19 protein-coding genes are annotated in these 19246 nt (G+C 58.5%); 17 read left to right on the plus strand and 2 right to left on the minus strand.

Annotation, left to right across the window (positions count from 1 at the left end):
- Positions 1 to 13 precede the first annotated feature (13 nt).
- On the minus strand, positions 14 to 601 hold the full coding sequence (locus AC3CHX_RS10675) for an acyl-homoserine-lactone synthase (protein WP_488643989.1): 588 nt from the start codon (positions 599 to 601) through the stop codon (positions 14 to 16).
- A 176-nt stretch (positions 602 to 777) separates the two neighbouring features.
- On the opposite strand from AC3CHX_RS10675, the gene AC3CHX_RS10680 reads away from it, so the two are divergent.
- Complete coding sequence (locus tag AC3CHX_RS10680) at positions 778 to 1065, plus strand: helix-turn-helix domain-containing protein (RefSeq protein WP_488643990.1); 288 nt, start codon at positions 778 to 780, stop codon at positions 1063 to 1065.
- Here AC3CHX_RS10680 and AC3CHX_RS10685 read toward each other — a convergent pair.
- On the minus strand, positions 1062 to 1784 hold the full coding sequence (locus AC3CHX_RS10685) for a helix-turn-helix transcriptional regulator (RefSeq protein WP_488643991.1): 723 nt from the start codon (positions 1782 to 1784) through the stop codon (positions 1062 to 1064). The genes AC3CHX_RS10680 and AC3CHX_RS10685 overlap by 4 nt on opposite strands.
- 372 nt (positions 1785 to 2156) lie before the next feature.
- On the opposite strand from AC3CHX_RS10685, the gene AC3CHX_RS10690 reads away from it, so the two are divergent.
- From AC3CHX_RS10690 to AC3CHX_RS10765, 16 genes are all read left to right on the plus strand, one after another.
- The gene (locus AC3CHX_RS10690; RefSeq protein ID WP_488643992.1) at positions 2157 to 3137 is read left to right on the plus strand and encodes a GlxA family transcriptional regulator; all 981 of its coding nucleotides are present in this window, start codon (positions 2157 to 2159) and stop codon (positions 3135 to 3137) included.
- A 104-nt stretch (positions 3138 to 3241) separates the two neighbouring features.
- Positions 3242 to 4501, plus strand: a complete 1260-nt coding sequence (locus AC3CHX_RS10695) for an acetylornithine/succinyldiaminopimelate transaminase (RefSeq protein ID WP_488643993.1) — start codon at positions 3242 to 3244, stop codon at positions 4499 to 4501.
- 36 nt (positions 4502 to 4537) lie between these two features.
- Positions 4538 to 5569 carry an arginine N-succinyltransferase gene (locus tag AC3CHX_RS10700; RefSeq protein ID WP_488643994.1) on the plus strand — a complete coding sequence of 344 codons (1032 nt, stop codon included), beginning with the start codon at positions 4538 to 4540 and terminating at the stop codon, positions 5567 to 5569.
- Positions 5570 to 5577: 8 nt separating this feature from the next.
- Entirely contained in the window at positions 5578 to 6624 is a 1047-nt protein-coding gene (gene astA / locus AC3CHX_RS10705) for an arginine N-succinyltransferase (RefSeq protein ID WP_488643995.1), read from the plus strand.
- Positions 6617 to 8080 (plus strand): succinylglutamate-semialdehyde dehydrogenase, encoded by a 1464-nt coding sequence (astD, locus tag AC3CHX_RS10710; RefSeq protein ID WP_488643996.1) that lies wholly within the window; start codon positions 6617 to 6619, stop codon positions 8078 to 8080. Before astA ends, astD begins: the two co-directional genes overlap by 8 nt.
- Positions 8081 to 8094: 14 nt before the next feature.
- Positions 8095 to 9435: an N-succinylarginine dihydrolase gene (gene astB, locus AC3CHX_RS10715; RefSeq protein ID WP_488643997.1), complete on the plus strand. Its 1341-nt coding sequence runs from the start codon at positions 8095 to 8097 to the stop codon at positions 9433 to 9435.
- Positions 9436 to 9611: 176 nt separating this feature from the next.
- Positions 9612 to 10385: an ABC transporter substrate-binding protein gene (locus tag AC3CHX_RS10720; protein WP_488643998.1), complete on the plus strand. Its 774-nt coding sequence runs from the start codon at positions 9612 to 9614 to the stop codon at positions 10383 to 10385.
- A 7-nt stretch (positions 10386 to 10392) separates the two neighbouring features.
- Complete coding sequence (locus AC3CHX_RS10725) at positions 10393 to 10524, plus strand: hypothetical protein (protein ID WP_488643999.1); 132 nt, start codon at positions 10393 to 10395, stop codon at positions 10522 to 10524.
- Between the two features lie 28 nt (positions 10525 to 10552).
- A complete protein-coding gene (locus AC3CHX_RS10730) occupies positions 10553 to 11245 on the plus strand; it encodes an ABC transporter permease (protein ID WP_488644000.1) in 693 nt (230 codons plus the stop codon).
- Positions 11242 to 11943 (plus strand): ABC transporter permease, encoded by a 702-nt coding sequence (locus tag AC3CHX_RS10735; protein ID WP_488644001.1) that lies wholly within the window; start codon positions 11242 to 11244, stop codon positions 11941 to 11943. The genes AC3CHX_RS10730 and AC3CHX_RS10735 overlap by 4 nt, the downstream gene beginning before the upstream one ends.
- Entirely contained in the window at positions 11943 to 13067 is a 1125-nt protein-coding gene (locus AC3CHX_RS10740) for a succinylglutamate desuccinylase/aspartoacylase family protein (protein ID WP_488644002.1), read from the plus strand. Before AC3CHX_RS10735 ends, AC3CHX_RS10740 begins: the two co-directional genes overlap by 1 nt.
- A 68-nt stretch (positions 13068 to 13135) precedes the next feature.
- On the plus strand, positions 13136 to 13888 hold the full coding sequence (locus AC3CHX_RS10745; RefSeq protein ID WP_488644003.1) for an ABC transporter ATP-binding protein: 753 nt from the start codon (positions 13136 to 13138) through the stop codon (positions 13886 to 13888).
- A gap of 343 nt (positions 13889 to 14231) precedes the next feature.
- The gene (locus tag AC3CHX_RS10750) at positions 14232 to 17495 is read left to right on the plus strand and encodes an NAD-glutamate dehydrogenase domain-containing protein (RefSeq protein WP_488644004.1); all 3264 of its coding nucleotides are present in this window, start codon (positions 14232 to 14234) and stop codon (positions 17493 to 17495) included.
- Entirely contained in the window at positions 17492 to 18502 is a 1011-nt protein-coding gene (locus tag AC3CHX_RS10755; protein ID WP_488644005.1) for a succinylglutamate desuccinylase, read from the plus strand. The genes AC3CHX_RS10750 and AC3CHX_RS10755 overlap by 4 nt, the downstream gene beginning before the upstream one ends.
- A 106-nt stretch (positions 18503 to 18608) precedes the next feature.
- Positions 18609 to 18854 carry a type II toxin-antitoxin system Phd/YefM family antitoxin gene (locus AC3CHX_RS10760; RefSeq protein ID WP_488644006.1) on the plus strand — a complete coding sequence of 82 codons (246 nt, stop codon included), beginning with the start codon at positions 18609 to 18611 and terminating at the stop codon, positions 18852 to 18854.
- The gene (locus AC3CHX_RS10765) at positions 18851 to 19237 is read left to right on the plus strand and encodes a type II toxin-antitoxin system VapC family toxin (protein ID WP_488644007.1); all 387 of its coding nucleotides are present in this window, start codon (positions 18851 to 18853) and stop codon (positions 19235 to 19237) included. Before AC3CHX_RS10760 ends, AC3CHX_RS10765 begins: the two co-directional genes overlap by 4 nt.
- The last annotated feature ends 9 nt before the right edge of the window (positions 19238 to 19246 follow it).

Genomic DNA, 19246 nt, shown 5'->3' on the forward strand with positions numbered 1-19246 from the left:
GCCGGCGCTGGCCTCACGACAGCGGCCGCTTGCCTTGCAATGCGCGAAACGACTCATCGATATTGACGTATAGGGCAACCGTGTTTTCGACACCGATCACCACTGGCGGCCCGAAGCGGCTGATCACCACGCCCGCTTTGCGCAGCATGCGTTCGATCGCGGTGGTAGTCACCGTCACATACTGCTCGATGCCGGCGCGATGGCCGTAAGCGATGATTTCGCCTATCGATTGCAGTGCGATGTAAGAAAACCCGAAAACCTGTTGGCCCTCGGTCTCGATCGCGAAGCGGCTCAGCTCCCACACCTTGGCATCTTGCGGCGGCGCGGCGCCGTGCAACAGTTGAGGAAAAGAGTCCTTCAGCATATACGGGCCGACGGTCGGCAGCAGCCGCCAGCACCCGCGCAACACACCGCCCGGTTCGCGCATCATCATGTAGTACGGCTCGATGGCGTCGTAGCCGTCGATCTCCATGCCGCTGATGATCGGCACTTCCCATCCCATGCGTTCGCTGAACACCTTGGCCCGCAGTTTATGCATGTCCCACAAGTCGGCGGCTTTAAAATCGCGGCGGGATGCAATTTCGATCATTAAGGAGGACATTTTGACCCAATCGTTTATTTGTTGGAGTCTTCATGTTTATGCATCCTGCATAAAAGGGTAACTATCAGGTCTGCTAGGTTTGGCGCACAAAGCGCCGCCGCCGCATTGACCGGAGCGTTAAAATCGTTACACTTCGGGACAGACCGGCGTCAAGCGAACTGAAAATGAAGAGAGAAATGTGTCAAGAAATTCCCGACCCGATTTGCGCCAAAAATCTGAAAGCGCTGCGCAAAGTGCTGAAGCAGAATCAGACCGAATTCTGGTATCGATTCGGCGTAGCCCAATCGCGCGGCAGCCGTTTTGAAAAAGGGGGCTGCATACCGCCATCGGTGGCGATCCTGATTGCGCTGTATCTGGAAAACAAGGTTAAGGATGCCGACCTGCTGGCGGCGATACGCAACAGCAACCGGGCAATGGCGCTGGAGTTACAAGTCGAGGCGGCTCTGGGAGCCTGTCGGGCTTAGGCCGGCACGATTAATCGGTCTTTGATCGCTTTCACCACGGCCTGTTGCCGGGTGTGCACATTGAATTTCTTTTTCAGATTCGACACATGAAAGTTGATGGTGGCTTCCGAGCAATGCAGGATCTGCGAAATTTCCCACGATGATTTGCCGGCCATGACCCACTTTATGCATTCCAGTTCGCGCGGCGTGAGCCGAGGCGTTTCATTCACCGGATCGGTCGCATGCAGAAATTTTATCGACGATTCCAATACATAGTCGCGTATCAGCGACAGCCCGGCCAGCGCTTCGTATGGTTGGCCATAGACATCATGTTCGGTCTCGTTGCCAACAAAGCTAAGCATGCCAAATTCCCCGAGCGCACCGCGCACCGGATAGGTGACTCCGGAGCGCAGCCCGTAGCCGCAGGCCTGTTCATAGAATTCCTGTTGCTTGCGGCCCTGAAAGGTATGCGCCGTCCACATGATCGGCAAGGTGCTGGCCAGGCAGTGCGACACGATGGGATCGACGTAATGGAGTTGCAACTTGTCGTAAGTTCCGCGCCACTCTTCGGGGTAATTGCTTTTTAAAAAAGCCGTTTCAAACGGCGCTGTTTTACTGGGAATGATGCCGTACAGCGTATGGCTGAAGCCATTGTTTTTGGCAATGTCGAACAAGGCAGCGCTCCATTTCTGAGGCGTGTCGCATTCAAACAGGTCAAGCAGTTTTTCGAGACGGATCATATGACTTTGCCATGAAGATCTTGCCTGTTACCCAAAGAGCTGGCCATTAAAATAATATTTGGCAATCAACTTTAAACCGGGTTTAACGAAATAGCCCTATAGAGCGCATTGGTTGATTTCGCCAAACGTTTCAACAATCCGTGTTGGCCTGTGGAAATATTACTATTAATTACAATCAATTACTATTAATCAATATTGTTTCGGTGCAACTAAAAAGGGTGCATCGCTCAGCTGGCCTTCCGCCAATTTTCAAAACGCGACGAGGTCTTTTGATTTTCGGACAAAGCCATTGGTCGATGTCGTATATTGAAAGATAATGCGGCGAATCCTACGGACTTTCCGCAGTGCCCTTGAAAGACGTTCCACATTGTCATGCCATTTTCCTCTTTATCCAGTCTTGGACGAGAAGCGCCATTACGCATCGCGCTGATCAATGCGTGCGGCGAGGTCTCCATCACTCTGGCCGGATTGCTGCAGCCGCTACGCCTGGCCGCCAAAATCCTGGGTCCCGGGCAGTTGCAGGTCGAGCTGATCAGCCTGGAGCAGGCGCTGGGACCGGTTGCGGAGGATGGTCAGAGCTGGCCGAATTGGCACATTGTGCTGCTGGTGGCGGATGACGACTATGCGCCTTTACCGGCCAAACATTCCCGTATCCTGATCGAGCGCTGCCAGCAGGCCAAAGTCTGGGGTGCAGTCGGCTCGGCAGTGTTGTGGCTGGCCCACGCCGGCGTGATGAATGGCTTGCGCACGGCGCTGCCATGGGCTTTGTATGCCGAAACCGAAGATGTGGCCGAGCGCGCGATTCTGACGCCCAATCTGTTTGAGCTCGATGGTGGCCGGCTTACCTGCTGCGGCGGCACGGCCAGCATCGATTTTTCGTTGACGCTGGTGCACGCCATGTTCGGCGCATCCGTGCAGGCGGAAATCAAGGAATCGCTCTGCGTTGATCGCATACGCGGTGCGGCCGAGCGGCAACGGATGGCGCTGCAGGCGCGTTTTGGCGTGTTGCAGCCGCGCTTGTCCGAAGCGGTCATGCTGATGGAGGCGAATATCGAAGAGCCGCTGGCGACCGACGATATCGCCAATCTGGTCGGTATTTCGCGCCGTCAGCTGGAGCGTCAGTTCAAGCAGTACCTCGGCAGCGTGCCATCGCGCTACTACCTCGAATTGCGCTTGCAGCGGGCCCGGCAATTGTTGCTGGACTCGCATCACTCGATCGTTCAGGTCGGGTTGATGTGCGGTTTTTCGTCCGGCTCGCACTTTTCTACCGCCTATGGCGCACTGTTCGGCATCACGCCGCGCGACGAGCGGCAACGCAAGTTGATTCCGGTGGATCTTGCGGCGCCGCGCTAGGTCCAAGTGTCCTTTTATGAAATCTGACGTCGCTGTTTCAAAAGAATTTGAGCGATGGGTTTCTTATAATCTACTAATCCAAGATGAATTCAATGGGAGAACGTATGAACGCGATTCATAAGCTTGATGTAAATTCAACAACGCAGGAACAGCCTGTCACCAGAAACACTTTTGACGAAGTCATGGTGCCGACCTATGCGCCCAGCGCACTGGTCCCGGTGCGTGCGCTCGGACTGGATCTGTGGGGTCAGGACGGCAAGCGCTATCTCGACTTTACCGCCGGCATCGGCGTCACCGGTCTCGGGCATGCCAATCCGGTTGTGGTCGCGGCCCTGTGCCGCCAGGCCGAAACGCTATGGCATGTCGGCAACGGCTACACCAATGAACCGGTATTGCGGCTGGCGCGCGCATTGACCGAGGCCACGTTTGCCGATCGTGCATTCTTCAGCAATTCCGGCGCGGAAGCGAACGAAGCCGCCTTCAAGCTGGCGCGCAAATATGCGCACGGCAAATTCGGCCCGGGCAAGGCCCGCATCGTCTCCTGCACCAACGCTTTCCACGGCCGCACGCTGTTTACCGTATCGGTCGGCGGCCAGCCGAAATATACCGAAGGCTTTGCGCCCTTGCCGGCCGCTATCAACCACATTCCATTCAACGACATCGACGCCGCACGGGCAGCGATCGGCGACGACGTCTGTGCGGTCGTGGTCGAGCCGATACAGGGCGAGGGCGGCGTCTTGCCGGCCACGCCCGAATATCTGCAAGCCTTGCGCGCGCTGTGCGATGCCACTGGCGCGCTGCTGATTTTTGATGAAGTGCAGTGCGGCATGGGGCGTACCGGTTCCTTGTTCGCCTACATGGACTATGCCGTGACGCCGGACATCCTGACTTCCGCCAAGGCGCTCGGCAACGGCTACCCGGTCGGCGCCATGCTGACCACCGACGCCATCGCCGGCGCCTTCTCGGTCGGCACCCACGGCACTACCTACGGCGGCAACCCGCTGGCGGCAACGGTGGCGCTGAGTGTGCTGCAAACCATCAATACGCCGGTCTTTCTGGCGCGCGTCAAACAGGCATCGGGCAAGCTGATTTCTGCGCTGGAAGCGATCCGGCAAGATTATCCCCAGCTGTTTTCGGAAGTGCGCGGCACTGGCCTGATGCTGGGCATGGTCCTGGCGGATGGCTATCGCGGCCGCGCCAAGGAAATCGCCAGATGCGCCGAAGCGCAAGGCTTGATGGTGCTCATCGCCGGCATGGATGTAGTCCGTTTGCTGCCTGCGCTGATCGTATCCGACGCGCAAATCGATGAGGCGAGCCAACTGTTGCGGCGCGCGCTGGATGTGTTTTTGCTGGCGCAGCAATAAGCCGGCGGATGCGAATCAATTAACCTGGAGAAGTCTATGTTTGTCGTCCGGCCGGTAGAAATTGCGGATATTCCTGCGCTGGAGTCATTGGGGGCGAGCGTCCGACCGGGCGTGCACACCTTGCCGAAAACGGCGCAGGCGATCGAGCGCGCGGTGCAGCGTTCGATTGCGTCGTTTGCCGCGCACGTCGATATTCCCAGCGAAGAGGCGTATTCCTTTGTGCTGGAATCGACCGACGATAGCGCGATTGTCGGCACCGCTGCGATTTCCGCCACGGCCGGGGCCAACGGGACTTTCTTTGCCTTTCGCAATGACGTGATCCAGCAGGTGTCGCGCGACCTCAACATCAGCCATAGCGTGCATGCGCTGACGCTGTGCTCGGACCTGACCAGCTATTCGCAATTGTCGGGATTTTACGTGCAGGACCGCTATCAGGCCGGGCAACAAGCCGCGTTGCTGTCGCGCGCACGCCTGCTGTTTGCGGTCATCGCGCCACAGCGTTTCGGGGATAAATTTTTCGCCTCGCTGAGCGGCATGATGGATGCGAATGCGCGTTCGCCTTTCTGGGAAGCGCTGGGACGGAAATTTTTCAAAATGGATTTCCTGGACGCGGAACGCGTCATCGAAGGGGCGCGCAACCGCACCCTGATCGTCGAATTGATGCCGCATTATCCGGTCTATGTGCCGCTATTGCCCGGCGAGGCGCAGGCCGCGATGGGGCAGGTGCATGCCGAAGGTGAGCTGCCGTTCCGGATTTTGTCGGAAGAAGGCTTCGAGCCGGATGAGTTTATCGACATCTTCGATGGCGGACCGATTTTGCAGGCGCATAAGCATGCCTTGCGCTCGTTCTCGGCATCGACGCTGCGCCAGGTCGCCGGCGCGTCGGTGGCGGCGCACGATGCCTCCCGATTGCGTTATCTGGTCAGCAATACCAGGGAAGAAAGATTTCGAGCGGTGGTGGTCGATCTGGCCCCGCTGGAGCTGTCAGACAAGCTATTGTTGCCGCCGGAGGCGCTGCGCGCGCTGGATGTCGTGGCGGGCGATTCTGTATTGTGCGTGAGATTGTGAGGCCGAAGATGTTAGTTGTACGCGCTATTCAAGAGCAGGATCTGGACGGCTTGATGGACCTTGCCACGCAGGTAGGAAGCGGCATGACGACCCTGAAAGCCGATCGCAAGATGCTCGGTCAGCGGGTGGAAGTCGCTTGCGCTTCGTTTGCCGAGAAAATTGCGCCACCGCAGCGCGACTATTTATTTGTGATGGAAGACCCGGCTGCCGGCCGGCTGGTCGGCGTGTGTGCGATCAAGAGTGCGGTGGGACTGGACGAGCCGTTTTATAACTACCGGATCGGGACCCTGGTGCATTCGAGCAATGAGCTGAAAGTGTTTTCCCGCATGGACACGCTCTATCTGTCGAACGACCTGACCGGCAGCGCCGAGTTGTGTTCGCTGTTTCTGCATCCGGAATATCGGAGCGGCAGCAACGGCAAGCTATTGTCGAAATGCCGCTTTCTTTTCATGGCGCAGTTTCCGCATCTGTTTGCCGAAAAACTGATTGCCGAAATGCGCGGGTTTCAGCGTGCCGACGGTACTTCGCCGTTCTGGGATAGCTTGGGCCAGCATTTCTTCAAGATGGATTTCAGCCGCGCCGACGATTTGAGCAGCCTGGGAAAAAAATCCTTTATTGCCGAATTGATGCCGCGTCATCCGCTGTACGTGGACTACCTGCCGCCGGAGGCGCAGGAAGTCATCGGCCGGGTGCATGCGGACACCGCGCCGGCGCGCCGCCTGCTGGAACAGGAAGGGCTGTATTACGAAGGGTATGTCGATATCTTCGACGCCGGGCCGGTGCTGCAGGCGCGTGTGAGCGAATTGCGGGCGTTGCGCGAGAGCGCATTGGCGATTGTCCAGCCGCCCTCACAGGCCTCGCAGTCCGTCGCCACCGATACCCCGATTCTGGTCGCCAATACGGTACTGCATGACTTCCGCATCATCGCGGCCCATGTGCATCCGGAACAGGGCCGCATCGCATTAACCTCCGAACATCAAAGCTTGCTGGCTTGCCGCCCCGGCGATCCGGTACGCACGATGCCACTGAATCCGAAAAAGAATACTTATGCATAGCCATTATTTAAACGGTCAATGGATCACGGGCGAAGGCCCGCAACTGGTCGTCTTCGACCCCGCCAGCGGACGCCGGATTTGGGCCGGAACGGCGGCGACGGCGGCCGATATCGACGTCGCTTGCCGCGCGGCGCGGGCCAGCTTCGGCGCCTGGGCGAAAACCACACTCGACGAGCGGATTGCGATTTGCACGCGCTTTCGCGATTTGTTGAAAGAACATAGCGAGGAACTGGCGCTGCTGATTTCGCAAGAGGTCGGAAAGCCCCTGTGGGAAGCCCGCACCGAAGTCGCCTCGATGGCCAACAAGATCGATATCTCGGTGCAAGCGTATCGCTCCCGCACCGGTGAAACGTCGAACAAAATCGCCGACGGCGACGCCGTCTTGCGGCATCGTCCGCATGGCGTGTTCGGCGTGTTCGGTCCCTACAATTTCCCCGGCCACTTGCCCAACGGGCACATCGTTCCGGCCCTGATCGCGGGCAATACGCTGATCTTCAAGCCGAGTGAATATGCACCGCAAACCGCGATCAAGACAGTCGAGCTCTGGGCCCGGGCCGGATTGCCGGACGGCGTCCTCAACCTGGTCAATGGCGCCCGCGACACCGGCGCCGCGCTGGCGCAGCATCCGGGGCTGGACGGCATTTTGTTTACCGGCAGCTACCAGACCGGTGCGATCCTGCACCGGCAATACGCCGGCCAGCCGGGCAAGATGCTGGCGCTCGAAATGGGCGGCAACAACGCGCTGGTGGTGTGGGATGTCAGCAACCTTGATGCCGCCGTGCATCACGCCATTTTTTCGGCCTTTGTCAGTGCCGGTCAGCGCTGCACCTGCGCCCGTCGCCTGATTGTCGAAGACTCGCCGCAGGGACAGGCTTTTCTCAAGCGTCTGGTCGAAGTCGCGGGGAATATCAGTGTCGGCGCGTTCGACCAGTCGCCGCCGCCTTTCATGGGGCCGGTGGTGTCCGCCAGCATTGCAGAACGGCTGCTGCAAGCCCAGGCCGACATGCTGGAAAAAGGCGGCAAAGCCTTGCTGGCCATGCGTCATCTGACTGCCGGGACCGGCTTTGTTTCAGCCGGTATCGTCGATGTCACCGAGGCCCGCGGTATTCCCGATGAAGAGTGGTTCGGGCCGTTGCTGCAAGTGGTGCGGGTCGCCAGTTTCGAGGCGGCAATCGATGCCGCCAACAACACGCAATACGGCCTGGCCTCCGGTTTGCTGAGCGACGATGAGGCGCTCTGGCAGCAGTTTTTGATCCATGCGCGCGCTGGCGTGGTCAACTGGAACCGGCCCACGACCGGCGCCGCCAGTACCGCACCGTTCGGCGGCGTGGGCAACTCCGGCAATCACCGTCCCAGCGCCTACTACGCAGCGGACTATTGCGCCTATCCGGTCGCATCGATTGAAAACAGCGTGCTGGACATGCCCAAACAACTCTCACCTGGCTTGGTGTTCTAGAAACGGTAACCACTATGAATACTGTACGTGAATTCAATTTCGATGGGCTGGTCGGTCCATCGCACAACTATGCCGGCCTGTCGTTCGGCAATGTGGCGTCATTCAATAACGTCAAGAGCGTCTCGAATCCAAGGCAGGCGGCGCTGCAAGGCCTGGCCAAGATGCGCGCACTGGCCGCGCGCGGCTTTGCCCAGGCGCTGTTGCCGCCGCAAGCCCGGCCGAATTTCAAATTGTTGCGCAGTATCGGTTTTAGCGGCAGCGATGCGGAAGTGATTGCACGGGCCTACCGCGACGCGCCGGCACTGCTGTCTTGCGCCTATTCGGCGTCGCCGATGTGGACGGCGAACGCGGCCACCGTCAGCCCGTCTGCCGACACGGCTGACGGCCGCACGCACTTTACCGTCGCCAACCTCAACAGCAAGCTGCACCGTTCGTATGAGCATACGCAGACGGAGCGCACCTTGCGCGCGCTGTTCAAGGACGAGCGGCACTTTTCGGTGCATGGCGCGCTCCCGGCGACGCCGGCGTTCGGTGATGAAGGTGCAGCCAATCACACCCGGCTATGCGCCGCGCACGGTTCGGCCGGCGTTGAAATGTTTGTCTACGGCCGGGTCGAGTTCGATCCACAGGCGCCGGCGCCGCAGCGTTTTCCGGCGCGCCAGACGCTGGAGGCCAGCCAGGCCGTGGCGCGGCTGCACGGTTTGGATGCGCGGCGCACCGTGTATGTGCAGCAAGATCCCGCGGTCATCGATCAGGGCGTATTTCATAACGACGTGATCGCAGTCGGTAACGGCAATGTGCTGTTTTATCACCAGCAGGCATTCCTCGACGAAGCGGCCAGCCTGCTGGCGTTGCGCCAGGCCATGGCGCAAACCGGTGCGGAGTTGCAGGCGCTGCGGGTGGATACTGCCGAAGTATCGGTGGCGGATACCGTTTCCAGCTACCTGTTCAATAGCCAGCTATTGTCCAAGCCGAACGGCAAGATGGCGCTGGTGGTGCCGCAGGAGTGCCAGGAAAACGACGCGGTGGCGCGCTATCTGTCGGGGCTGGTGGGCCGTGCAGGCGCGATTGACGAGTTGATCAATTTCGATTTGCGGCAAAGCATGCGCAATGGCGGCGGCCCGGCCTGCTTGCGGCTGCGGGTGGCGCTCACCGAGGCTGAGGCTGCGGCAATGCATCAGGGCGTGATCATGACGGAAACCTTGTATGCCGAATTGGTGGCCTGGGTGGAAAAATATTACCGTGATCGTTTAGCGCCGGAAGATTTGGCGGATCCAATGCTGGCGATTGAAGTGCAATCGGCATTGGAGGCGCTAAGCGCTATTCTGGGCTTGCCGGATTTATATCAATTCTGAGCCATGCCGACTAAATGTGATATTCCCTGTCGCTATTTCAAAAGATTGTCTGACGGGGCGTTCGTATAATCAAAAAAAACGTCGCGTAGCAAGGCTGTAGCCGGCATTGCTTTGAGTACCAAGTCGGTACCAAAAGACGGCGTGTAGGAAAACCCACATCACCTGGAGGAGCACCCATGAAATTGAAGCATCTAATCGTTGTCGTCGGCCTGGCATTTGCCGCATCAGCGCAAGCAGCAGATCTGAAAGAACTGCGGATTGGCCAGGACCCGACTTATGAACCGTTCGAGTACAAGACACCTGACGGCAAGCTGGTGGGATTCGAGATTGATATCGCCAATGCCTTGTGTGCCGAAATGAAAAGGAAGTGCGTATTCGTCGACCAGGCGTGGGAAGGCATCATTCCTTCGCTAATGGCAAAAAAATACGACGTGATTATCTCTTCCATGTCGCGCACCGAAGAGCGTAGAAAAACGGTGGCATTCTCCGACAAAATCTACAACACTCCGCAGACTATCGTCGCCAAGAAAGGCAGCAGCATCAGTGCGTTGCCAGCCTCGCTCAAAGGCAAGAAAGTAGGCGTATTGAAGGGCTCGGTTCAAGAGACTTACGCCGTTAAAGTGTTGGGGCCAGCCGGTGCGACCGTGGTCGGCTATCCGAATACTCAGGACTCTTATCTGGATATGGAATCCGGTCGGATCGATGCCGTGGTGGCAGATCTGGTGGAAGTCAAATCCGGTCTGCTGAACAAGCCGGAAGGGAAGCCTTTTGCTATTGTCGCGTCCGGCCTGGTTGATCCGATGTTCGTTGAAGGAACCGGCGCGGCGATGCGCAAACAGGACAGCAAACTGCTGGCGCAGGTCAACGAGGCCATCAAAACGATACGCGCAAACGGCAGCTACAAGAAAATCGCCGACAAATACTTCGATTTCGACGTGTACGGGAAATGATTCCTGAATGAGAACTTGCGTACAGCAAGTTCCATCCGGCCTTCCCGGGTTTTGCGCATACCCGCTACACATCACTACCGGCATCACCATCCACATCAATTCTGACGTCGATGGCGATGCCGATGTGTGCGGTTCCTGATTTTCCACCATCTTGAATTGACGACACTATGTTCAACGGATATGCAGCGCATATTTTGCAGGGTTTTGCCACGACCCTTGAAATTGCCTTAATTTCCCTGTTCCTTGCAACGGTGATCGGCCTGGCTTGCGCGTTGATGGCGATCTCCGATAATTTTCTATTGCAAAAAATCACGCGCATATACGCCGTGGTTATCCGCGGCATTCCCGATTTGCTGTTGATGTTGATGCTGTTTTACGGCGGGCAAATTGCACTGAATAATGTGCTGGAATGGCTGTCGCCGGACACGGAAATGCAACTCAGCCAGTTCACTGCCGGCGTGATTACACTCGGCTTTATCTACGGCGCTTATTTCATGGAAACGTTTCGCGGCGCCTTGCTCGCCGTGCCGCGCGGCCAGGTGGAGGCCGGACGTGCTTTCGGCATGTCCCCATTCAAGATCAATATGCGCATCCTGTTTCCGCAGATGGTGCGTTTCGCGCTGCCGGGGTTTACCAATAACTGGCTGGTATTGTCGAAAGCCACCGCATTGGTGTCGGTGATCGGCCTGCAGGATGTCATGTATCGCGCCAAAGAATCCGGCGCCGGTTCACGCCAGCCTTTTACCTGGCTGTTGTTTGCCGGTTTGCTGTATCTATTGATTACTTCCGTCTCTTTGTATCTGCTACGGCGCGTTGAACGCAAGTATTCGGTTGGCGTGCGCTATGGGAGTCATGTATGAATTTCAACGCGATATTTACCACCGAAACTTTCTTTCTCTACCTCGGCGGTTTATGGATGACGCTCAAATTGCTGGTTTACAGCGTCGGTATCGGTTTTTTTCTGTCCATACCGATGGCGGTGGCGCGTAACGCGAAGTCCAGGGCGATCAGCAAGCCGGTATGGATGTTCACCTATGTGATACGCGGTACGCCGTTGCTGTTGCAGATGTATTTGATTTATTTCGGCCTGGCGCAATTTGATGTGGTGCGTGACAGTTTTGCCTGGACCGCATTGTCGAATCCGATGTTTTGCGCCGTGGCCGCGTTGACCATCAATACGGTCGCCTACACCACTGAAATTTTTGCCGGTGCGATTCGCGGCCTTCCGTATGGAGAGATCGAGGCTGCCAATGCATACGGCATGAGCCGCTGGACCTGTTTGCGCCGCATCATCCTGCCTTCGGCACTGCGGACCAGTCTGCCGACGTATTCGAATGAAGTGATCATGATGTTGCAGAGTACATCGATCGTCAGCACGATTACGCTGTTTGATCTGACCGGTGCTGCGAATAACATTTATTCGACTTATTACCTGCCATTTGAAGCCTTCATGACGGCGGCGATCGTGTACATGGCGCTGACTTATCTCCTGGTGCGCGGTTTCCGTTTTGCAGAACGGCGTTACCTCGCGTATCAACGTCCGCAAGAGGTGAAGTGATGGAGATAACGCATCATCCGCTGCCGCTCGGCAGCAACAATTGCCAATACACCTTAAGCAGCTTTCATTACGGCCCGCCCGGCGCTAAAAAGGCGTATCTGCAAGCCAGTCTGCATGCCGATGAAATACCCGGCATGCTGCTGCTGCAACATTTGCGACCCATGCTGGAAAAGGCGGAAGCTCTGGGCTTGCTGCGCGGTGAAATCGTGCTGGTGCCGGTGGCGAACCCGATCGGACTTGGGCAAACCTTCATGGGTGACCAGATGGGGCGTTTCGATTTTGCGACCGGTGGCAACTTCAACCGCAATTTCCCGGCATTGTCGGAGCAATTGAGCGCGCTGCTGGCGGGTAGGCTCAACGACGATGTACAGCAGAACCGGCGGCTGATCCAGGCTGGCATGTTGCAGCTGCTGCAGACCCTGGCGTCGAACGAAAGGAACACGCCGTTCGAGGCCATGCGGATTCTCCTGACCAGCTTGGCACACGATGCCGATATCGTGCTCGACCTGCATTGCGATTGTGAAGCCGTGATGCACATCTATGTGCCGACTGAACGTCTGGATGACGCCGAATTGCTCGGGCGCTACCTTGGTGCGCACGCCATTCTGACCTCCGATGCTTCCGGCGGCGCCTGTTTCGATGAAATGCTGTATCGGCCATGGCTCGACTTGCAGCGGCAATTTGGCGCGGACTATCCGATGCCGCAGCCATGTTTTTCCGCAACGGTTGAACTGCGCGGCGAGCAGGATGTGTTTAATTCCCTGGCCGGCGCCGACGCCCAGGCTGTTTATCACTATCTGTGCCGCGCCGGCATGATTGCCGATGAAGCGGCGGCAACGCCGCCGGCACTCTGCGCGCCGACGCCGCTGGCAGGGTCCATGACGGTGTATGCGGCAGCGCCTGGCATCGTTTCGTATGTTGCCGGTCCGGGCGATGGTCTGAAAACAGGCGATGTCGTCTGCCACATCATTGATCCCCTCACGGGCCTGTCCTATGCGGTGACCAGTCCGGTTGACGGGGTGCTGTATGCACGCGAGATCTTTCGTTATGCCAGGCGAGGCATGGCGCTGGCGAAGATCGCCGGCAAGATCGCGCAGCGCACCGGCGATCTGCTTAGTCCATAAAAGGACGACTTGCGCCACGACTTATTCCAACTTAAGCAGCAATAAAGATAAGCACACAAGGAAATGCCATGACCCAGTTAGTTGTTGAGAATTTACACAAATGTTACGGCCAGAATGCCGTACTCAAGGGCGTCTCTGTCGAAGCGCATAAAGGTGATGTGATCAGCATCATAGGTGCGTCCGGCTCCGGTAAAAGCACCTTCTTACGCTGCATTAACCTGTTGGAAAAACCGACTGAAGGCAGCATCAGAGTCAATGGCAATCAACTCAAGCTGAGCCGCAACAGAAGCGGCGACCTGGATTGCGGCGATGCCAGACAGCTGCAGTTGGTGCGTGCCAAACTAGCGATGGTATTTCAGCATTTCAACCTGTGGTCGCACATGACCGCGCTGGAAAACATCATGGAAGCACCGGTCCATGTGCTTGGGGTTTCCAAGAAGGAAGCGATGGAACGCGCCCGCCATTATCTGGCCAAGGTAGGCGTCGAAGGGCGCGAAGATTATTACCCGTCCCATCTCTCCGGCGGCCAGCAGCAACGCATCGCGATTGCGCGCGCCTTGGCAATGGAGCCGGACGTGATGCTGTTTGACGAGCCGACTTCTGCCCTCGATCCTGAACTGGTCACAGAGGTGCTGCGGGTGATGCAGAATCTGGCCAAGGAAGGGCGCACCATGCTGGTCGTGACCCATGAGATGGGATTCGCCCGGAATGTCGCGAATAAAGTCATCTTCGTGCATCAGGGCGTGATTGAAGAGCAGGGCGATCCAAAGGCTGTCCTCACCAATCCACAAAGTCCGCGCTTGCAGAAATTTCTTTCGTGAGCGCTGAGCTAACCGGGTCAGGCTAGGCAGGCAGCAGCAGGAAAGAAAAATTTCAACTATCCGTTCGGACTGAGTAGCCGCGTAGCGGCGTATCGAAGGCGCGCCGACGTCGGTGCGCTTGCTTCGATACGCCCTGACGAGCTACTCAGCACGAACGGATTTTTTTATCAATTAACTGAATAGCATTACCGGAACCGGGGTTTTTTGGTGTTTTTGTTCACACCCTCGTTTTCCTGGCTTTAAGAATAAAAACCTGCCATGCCGCTCCCATGAAAATCGGTGTCGCACAGCTGGAAGAGCCGGTTCTGATGAAGGCGCACACTTTCTCCAACCTGGAGGAAACATGAAACAACAAGCAGTAGATTGGCGCACGCAAACTTTGGACAAAGTGGTTGCGATGGAGGAGTCCGGCAGCTGTACGCAAGTGACGCATCGGGATTTATCCGAACTGCTCACGAAGCGTCCGGCTGCGCGGGTGAAAGTCCATATTGAAATCGGCCCGAACGCCAGCGCGACCATCCGCCTGCTGTCGGTCAACGGCGCACCGTCCCTGTCGCAGATCCTGCCTGCCTTGCAGAATGCCGGCGTCGCGGTCGACCGCGAACAAACGCATGAGATAGCGGGACTGGACGACGCGCGCTTTTTCGTTACCTGCCTGAGTGTCGATGCGCACAGTGCCGCCAAGCTGGCCCAGCCGCAGATTCTCGATGCCGCGCAGGATTTATTCGAGGCGCTGCTCAACGACGAGATCGAAGACGGACGCATGAACGGTCTGGCCATCGAGGCCGGCTTGCGGCCGCGCGAAGTCCAGGTGCTGCGTGCCTATGCGAGTTACTGGCGTCAGTCCGGCAACCGTTTCAGCCTGCGTTACATGGCCGAATGCCTGCGCAAACAGCCGCTCCATGCACGCACGCTGATTAAAAATTTCCTGCTGCGCTTCGATCCTGCGGCAATGCCCGAACAGCGCGCTGCGGCAGCGCTGGCATTGGACACGCTCAAGCAAGGCCTGGCTGACATCAATCATGCCGATACCGAAGATATCCTGCGCAGCATCGCCGATCTGATGCTGGCGACGCTGCGTACTTCTTACTTCCAAAGCGCGCAGAGCGGCGACACGATTATTTTCAAATTCGACAGCAGCCAGCTTGCGTTGCTGCCGGAACCGCGTCCGTATCGTGAGATTTTTGTGTTCTCGCGCCGTTTTGAGGGCGTGCATTTACGCGGCGGTCCGGTGGCGCGCGGCGGCTTGCGCTGGTCGGACCGGATGGAAGACTACCGCACCGAAGTGCTGGGGCTGGTCAAGGCGCAGATGGTCAAGAATGCGGTCATCGTTCCGGCCGGCGCCAAGGGTGGATTTGTCTGCAAGATGATGCCCAACGACGCCACGCGCGAACAGATCGCCCGGGAAGGCGAAGCGGTGTACCGGCTGTTCATCGCGGGCCTGCTGGACATCACCGACGATCGGGTGCGCGGCGATCTGATCGCGCCGGCGCAAACCGTCTGTTACGACGAGCCCGATCCTTACCTGGTGGTGGCGGCCGATAAAGGCACGGCGACTTTTTCCGATATCGCCAACGGCATCGCGCTCCAGCGCGGTTTCTGGCTGGGCGATGCGTTCGCCTCGGGCGGCTCCAACGGCTATGACCATAAAAAACTCGGCATCACCGCCAAGGGCGCATGGGAAGCGGTCAAGCGCCATTTTTATGAGATCGGCCATGATCTGAATACCACCCCGATCAGCATGGTCGGCGTCGGCGACATGTCGGGCGACGTATTCGGCAACGGCGTGCTGCTGTCGCGCCAGCTCAAGCTGGTGGCGGCCTTCGATCATCGGCATATTTTCATCGATCCGACGCCGGACGTGGCGCGCTCGTTCCAGGAACGGCAACGCATGTTTGCGCTGGCGCGCTCGTCCTGGGACGACTACGACAAACAGCTGATTTCCGGCGGCGGCGGGGTATGGCCGCGCAGTGCGCGCAAAATAGAATTGTCGCCCGAAGCGCGCACGGCGCTGGGCACCGATGCCGTCAGCGTCACGCCGGAACAGTTGCTGCATATCATTCTGCTGGCGCCGGTCGACTTGTTTTACAACGGCGGTATAGGCACGTATATCAAGGCCGCGTCCGAATCGCACGAGCAAGTCAAGGACCGCGCCAACGACCTGATCCGCGCAGATGGCAGCCAGTTGCGCTGCAAAGTGGTGGCAGAAGGCGGCAACCTGGGGGCGACCCAGGCCGGGCGGATCGAGTTTGCGCTGAACGGTGGCCGTATCTTTACCGATGCGATCGATAATTCGGCCGGTGTGGATTGTTCCGATCATGAAGTCAACGTCAAAATCTGGCTGGACACCGAGGTCAATGCCGGCACCCTGAGCGAGGCCGAACGTAACCGGACGCTGAACGACATCACCTGCGATATCGAAGCATTGGTATTGCGCGACAACAGTCTGCAAACGCAACTGCTGGCGCGCGAAGAGCAGGCGCAGCAGGATGCGGCGGTGCAGGACGGCTATGCCGCCTTGCTGACGGCGCTGGAAGCAGAAGGCGTGCTGTCGCGCGAGCTGGAGCAATTGCCGAGCGATGCGGAATTGGCGCGCCGCAAGGCCCAGGGGCGCGGGCTGACCGCGCCCGAACTGGCGGTGGTGATCGCCAACGTCAAGAATCGCTATAAACGACTGCTGGCGGCACAAGCGCTGACCGAGCAGCGCTGGGCTCGGACCATACTGACGCCGTACTTCCCGGCCGCGCTGGTGCAGACGCGCGATGCGCTGGCCCATCCGCTGGCGAATGCGATCCTGGCGACCGTGCTGGCGAATGAAGTCATCAACCGTTGCGGTCCGCTGATGGTGATCGATCTGGCGCGCAGTCATATGGTCACCGAGTCGCAGGTGATCCGTGCCTGGGCGCAGGCCTGGACCACCTTGCATCTGGCGCCGCTGTTTGCGACGCTGGATGCCCATGCCTTGCTGGTGCCGTGCGCGGTTTCCAGGGCCGTCGACCAGCGTACCCGTGCCTTGCAGACAGCGGTGATCGAAGGTGTCTTGTCGGTGCCGGAACAGCAATTGCACGCATCCGCCGGCCTGGAGGAGTTGACGCGCTTGTTCAGTCAACCGGCTGCCGATCTGTGGATGGCGCCGCAGTCGGGATCGGCAGCGGTGGTTGCTGCGGATGCGCAATGCCCGGCAGCGTTTACCCAGGCATGCCAGACCATCGACACGTTGCAGGGGCTGGCCGGATTTTTATTTTCCGCATTGCTGGTGCCGCGTCCTGACGGCATGACTTTGCCCGCGTTCCTGCAGCTTGGCATGCAATTGCGCCGTCAGGCCGGGATCGACAGCCTGGGCCGGGTATTGACGCAGACCTTGATTAGCCAGCCGCAGCAAGCGCTGCGCGGCCATGCCCTGAAAACGTTGCGGCGCGTACAGCAACGCTTGCTGGTGCAACTATTGGAACAAACGCCGGGCAGCCAGCCGGGCCACGCCATCGACACGATACTCCGGAAGTTAGGTATCCAGCGCAGCGTGACCGAGCCGGCTAGCCTTGAGCAGGCCTTGCTCGACGTCTGGGCGCTTTCCGAAGCCGTACCTTTTGCTGCGAGCATCGCATGAGCGAGAACAATACGACCCCCGCCGTTGCGGCTGAGGTACGGGCTCTGGCCGAGGCAGACTTTACCGACATTGCGGATCGATTTTATCGCGCCGGGTTTAGCGTGCGCCTGCCGGCCAGAGGCATCCTGCAAATCAGCTCGCCGGCGCAACGCGGCAAGCGCCCCAGCGTGTTGCTGTCGGTCGGCATCCACGGCGATGAAACGGCGCCGATCGAAATGCTGGCGCATCTGCTGGCCGAGCTGGCGCGCACACCGCATGCTCTGGCGGTCGATTTGATGGTGGTGGTCGGTAATCTGGAGGCGATTGCGCAGGGGCGGCGGTTTGTGGATGTCGACATGAACCGGCTGTTTTCTGCCGATAGAAAGGCGCCGCAGCAAGCGGCCGAAGCGGCGCGCGCCGACCTTATCATGCGTGCCAGCGCAGCGTTTTTCAGCGCCCCGGCGACGGCCAGGTGGCATCTCGACCTGCATACGGCGATACGGCGCTCGCATTACCCGACATTCGCCATTATTCCGGAGGCGATCGCGGATGCCGGAAAACGGGACATGGCCGCCTGGCTGGGCGGTGCCGGCATCGCCGCGGTGATCCTGAACCCGAAACCGGCCACCACCTACAGCGCCTATACCGCGAGCGAGTTCGGCGCCATCAGTTGCACCGCGGAATTGGGGCAGGTGGGCGTGCTGGGGAAGAATGACATGGCGCAGTTTGCCGACACCCAGGCGGCGCTCGACAGCCTGATTCGCTCAGGAGCGACACAGCCGTTTCGTCTTCAGCCGCCGTATGTATTCCAGGTGGCGCAAGAGATCGTCAAGCATAGCGAGGCATTCCGGATGGCATTTGACGGCGCGACCCAAAACTTTACGGCGCTGGCGCCGGGAGCGGTTATCGCGCAGGATGGCGAGACAGTGTATCGGGTTGGTCCGGCCCAGGAATATGTCGTGTTCCCCAATCCGGATGTGCGCATTGGCCAGCGCGCGGGGCTGATGGTCGTGCTTTCTGAAAAATAATCTGTTGCGCGGGAGTGGCCTGACAAAAGCGTGACCACGCGCCCTTGCATTGACATACGCCAAGAAATGACTAAACTAACATGGTTTAGTCTAACTGGAGTGAGTCATGCACACAGTCAACATTCACGAGGCCAAAACTCACTTGTCGCGACTGGTTGAAGAGGCCGCCAAGGGGGAACCGTTCATTATCGCAAAAGCTGGCAGGCCGCTGGTAAAGGTCACAGCACTTGATGCGCCGACTGCCGGGCAGGTTCGCCGCGTGGGCTTCATGGTCGGTGAAATCGCCGTACCCGACGATTTTGATCGAATGGGCCGTACAGAGATTGAACAGCTTTTCGGCAGTGATGCATGAAGTTGCTATTGGATACACATCTGCTGTTGTGGGCTGCAGGGCAACCCGAGCGTCTATCGAGCGCAGCGCGCGCTTTGCTCGATGATCCACAGAATGAGCTGTTTTTCAGTTCGGCCAGTCTATGGGAAGTATCAATTAAGCGAGGACTTGGCCGCGATGACTTCCGCGTGGACCCACGGTTGCTACGTCGAGGCTTGCTTGACAATGGCTATAGCGAACTACCGATCACCAGCGAACATGCCGTTTCCATCGATGGCCTTCCACCGATCCACAAAGACCCATTCGACCGAATACTTGTTGCGCAATCAATCGTCGAAGGCATCACGCTCCTGACCGCCGACCCGTTGGTTGCGCAATATTCAGGCCCTATCAGGCAGGTTTAACACCAAAAT

The sequence above is a fragment of the Glaciimonas sp. OK215 genome, from assembly GCF_057787885.1.

Bases quoted from the DNA above. Each gene is read 5' to 3' on its own strand.
- AC3CHX_RS10765 (WP_488644007.1), top strand. From the start codon at position 18,851: ATGAAGTTGCTATTGGATACACATCTGCTGTTGTGGGCTGCAGGGCAA.
- AC3CHX_RS10690 (WP_488643992.1), top strand. From the start codon at position 2,157: ATGCCATTTTCCTCTTTATCCAGTCTTGGACGAGAAGCGCCATTACGC.
- astB (WP_488643997.1), top strand. From the start codon at position 8,095: ATGAATACTGTACGTGAATTCAATTTCGATGGGCTGGTCGGTCCATCG.
- AC3CHX_RS10750 (WP_488644004.1), top strand. From the start codon at position 14,232: ATGAAACAACAAGCAGTAGATTGGCGCACGCAAACTTTGGACAAAGTG.
- AC3CHX_RS10675 (WP_488643989.1), bottom strand. From the start codon at position 601: ATGTCCTCCTTAATGATCGAAATTGCATCCCGCCGCGATTTTAAAGCC.
- astA (WP_488643995.1), top strand. From the start codon at position 5,578: ATGTTAGTTGTACGCGCTATTCAAGAGCAGGATCTGGACGGCTTGATG.
- astD (WP_488643996.1), top strand. From the start codon at position 6,617: ATGCATAGCCATTATTTAAACGGTCAATGGATCACGGGCGAAGGCCCG.
- AC3CHX_RS10680 (WP_488643990.1), top strand. From the start codon at position 778: ATGTGTCAAGAAATTCCCGACCCGATTTGCGCCAAAAATCTGAAAGCG.
- AC3CHX_RS10735 (WP_488644001.1), top strand. From the start codon at position 11,242: ATGAATTTCAACGCGATATTTACCACCGAAACTTTCTTTCTCTACCTC.
- AC3CHX_RS10755 (WP_488644005.1), top strand. From the start codon at position 17,492: ATGAGCGAGAACAATACGACCCCCGCCGTTGCGGCTGAGGTACGGGCT.
- AC3CHX_RS10695 (WP_488643993.1), top strand. From the start codon at position 3,242: ATGAACGCGATTCATAAGCTTGATGTAAATTCAACAACGCAGGAACAG.
- AC3CHX_RS10720 (WP_488643998.1), top strand. From the start codon at position 9,612: ATGAAATTGAAGCATCTAATCGTTGTCGTCGGCCTGGCATTTGCCGCA.
- AC3CHX_RS10725 (WP_488643999.1), top strand. From the start codon at position 10,393: ATGAGAACTTGCGTACAGCAAGTTCCATCCGGCCTTCCCGGGTTTTGC.
- AC3CHX_RS10740 (WP_488644002.1), top strand. From the start codon at position 11,943: ATGGAGATAACGCATCATCCGCTGCCGCTCGGCAGCAACAATTGCCAA.
- AC3CHX_RS10760 (WP_488644006.1), top strand. From the start codon at position 18,609: ATGCACACAGTCAACATTCACGAGGCCAAAACTCACTTGTCGCGACTG.
- AC3CHX_RS10685 (WP_488643991.1), bottom strand. From the start codon at position 1,784: ATGATCCGTCTCGAAAAACTGCTTGACCTGTTTGAATGCGACACGCCT.
- AC3CHX_RS10745 (WP_488644003.1), top strand. From the start codon at position 13,136: ATGACCCAGTTAGTTGTTGAGAATTTACACAAATGTTACGGCCAGAAT.
- AC3CHX_RS10700 (WP_488643994.1), top strand. From the start codon at position 4,538: ATGTTTGTCGTCCGGCCGGTAGAAATTGCGGATATTCCTGCGCTGGAG.
- AC3CHX_RS10730 (WP_488644000.1), top strand. From the start codon at position 10,553: ATGTTCAACGGATATGCAGCGCATATTTTGCAGGGTTTTGCCACGACC.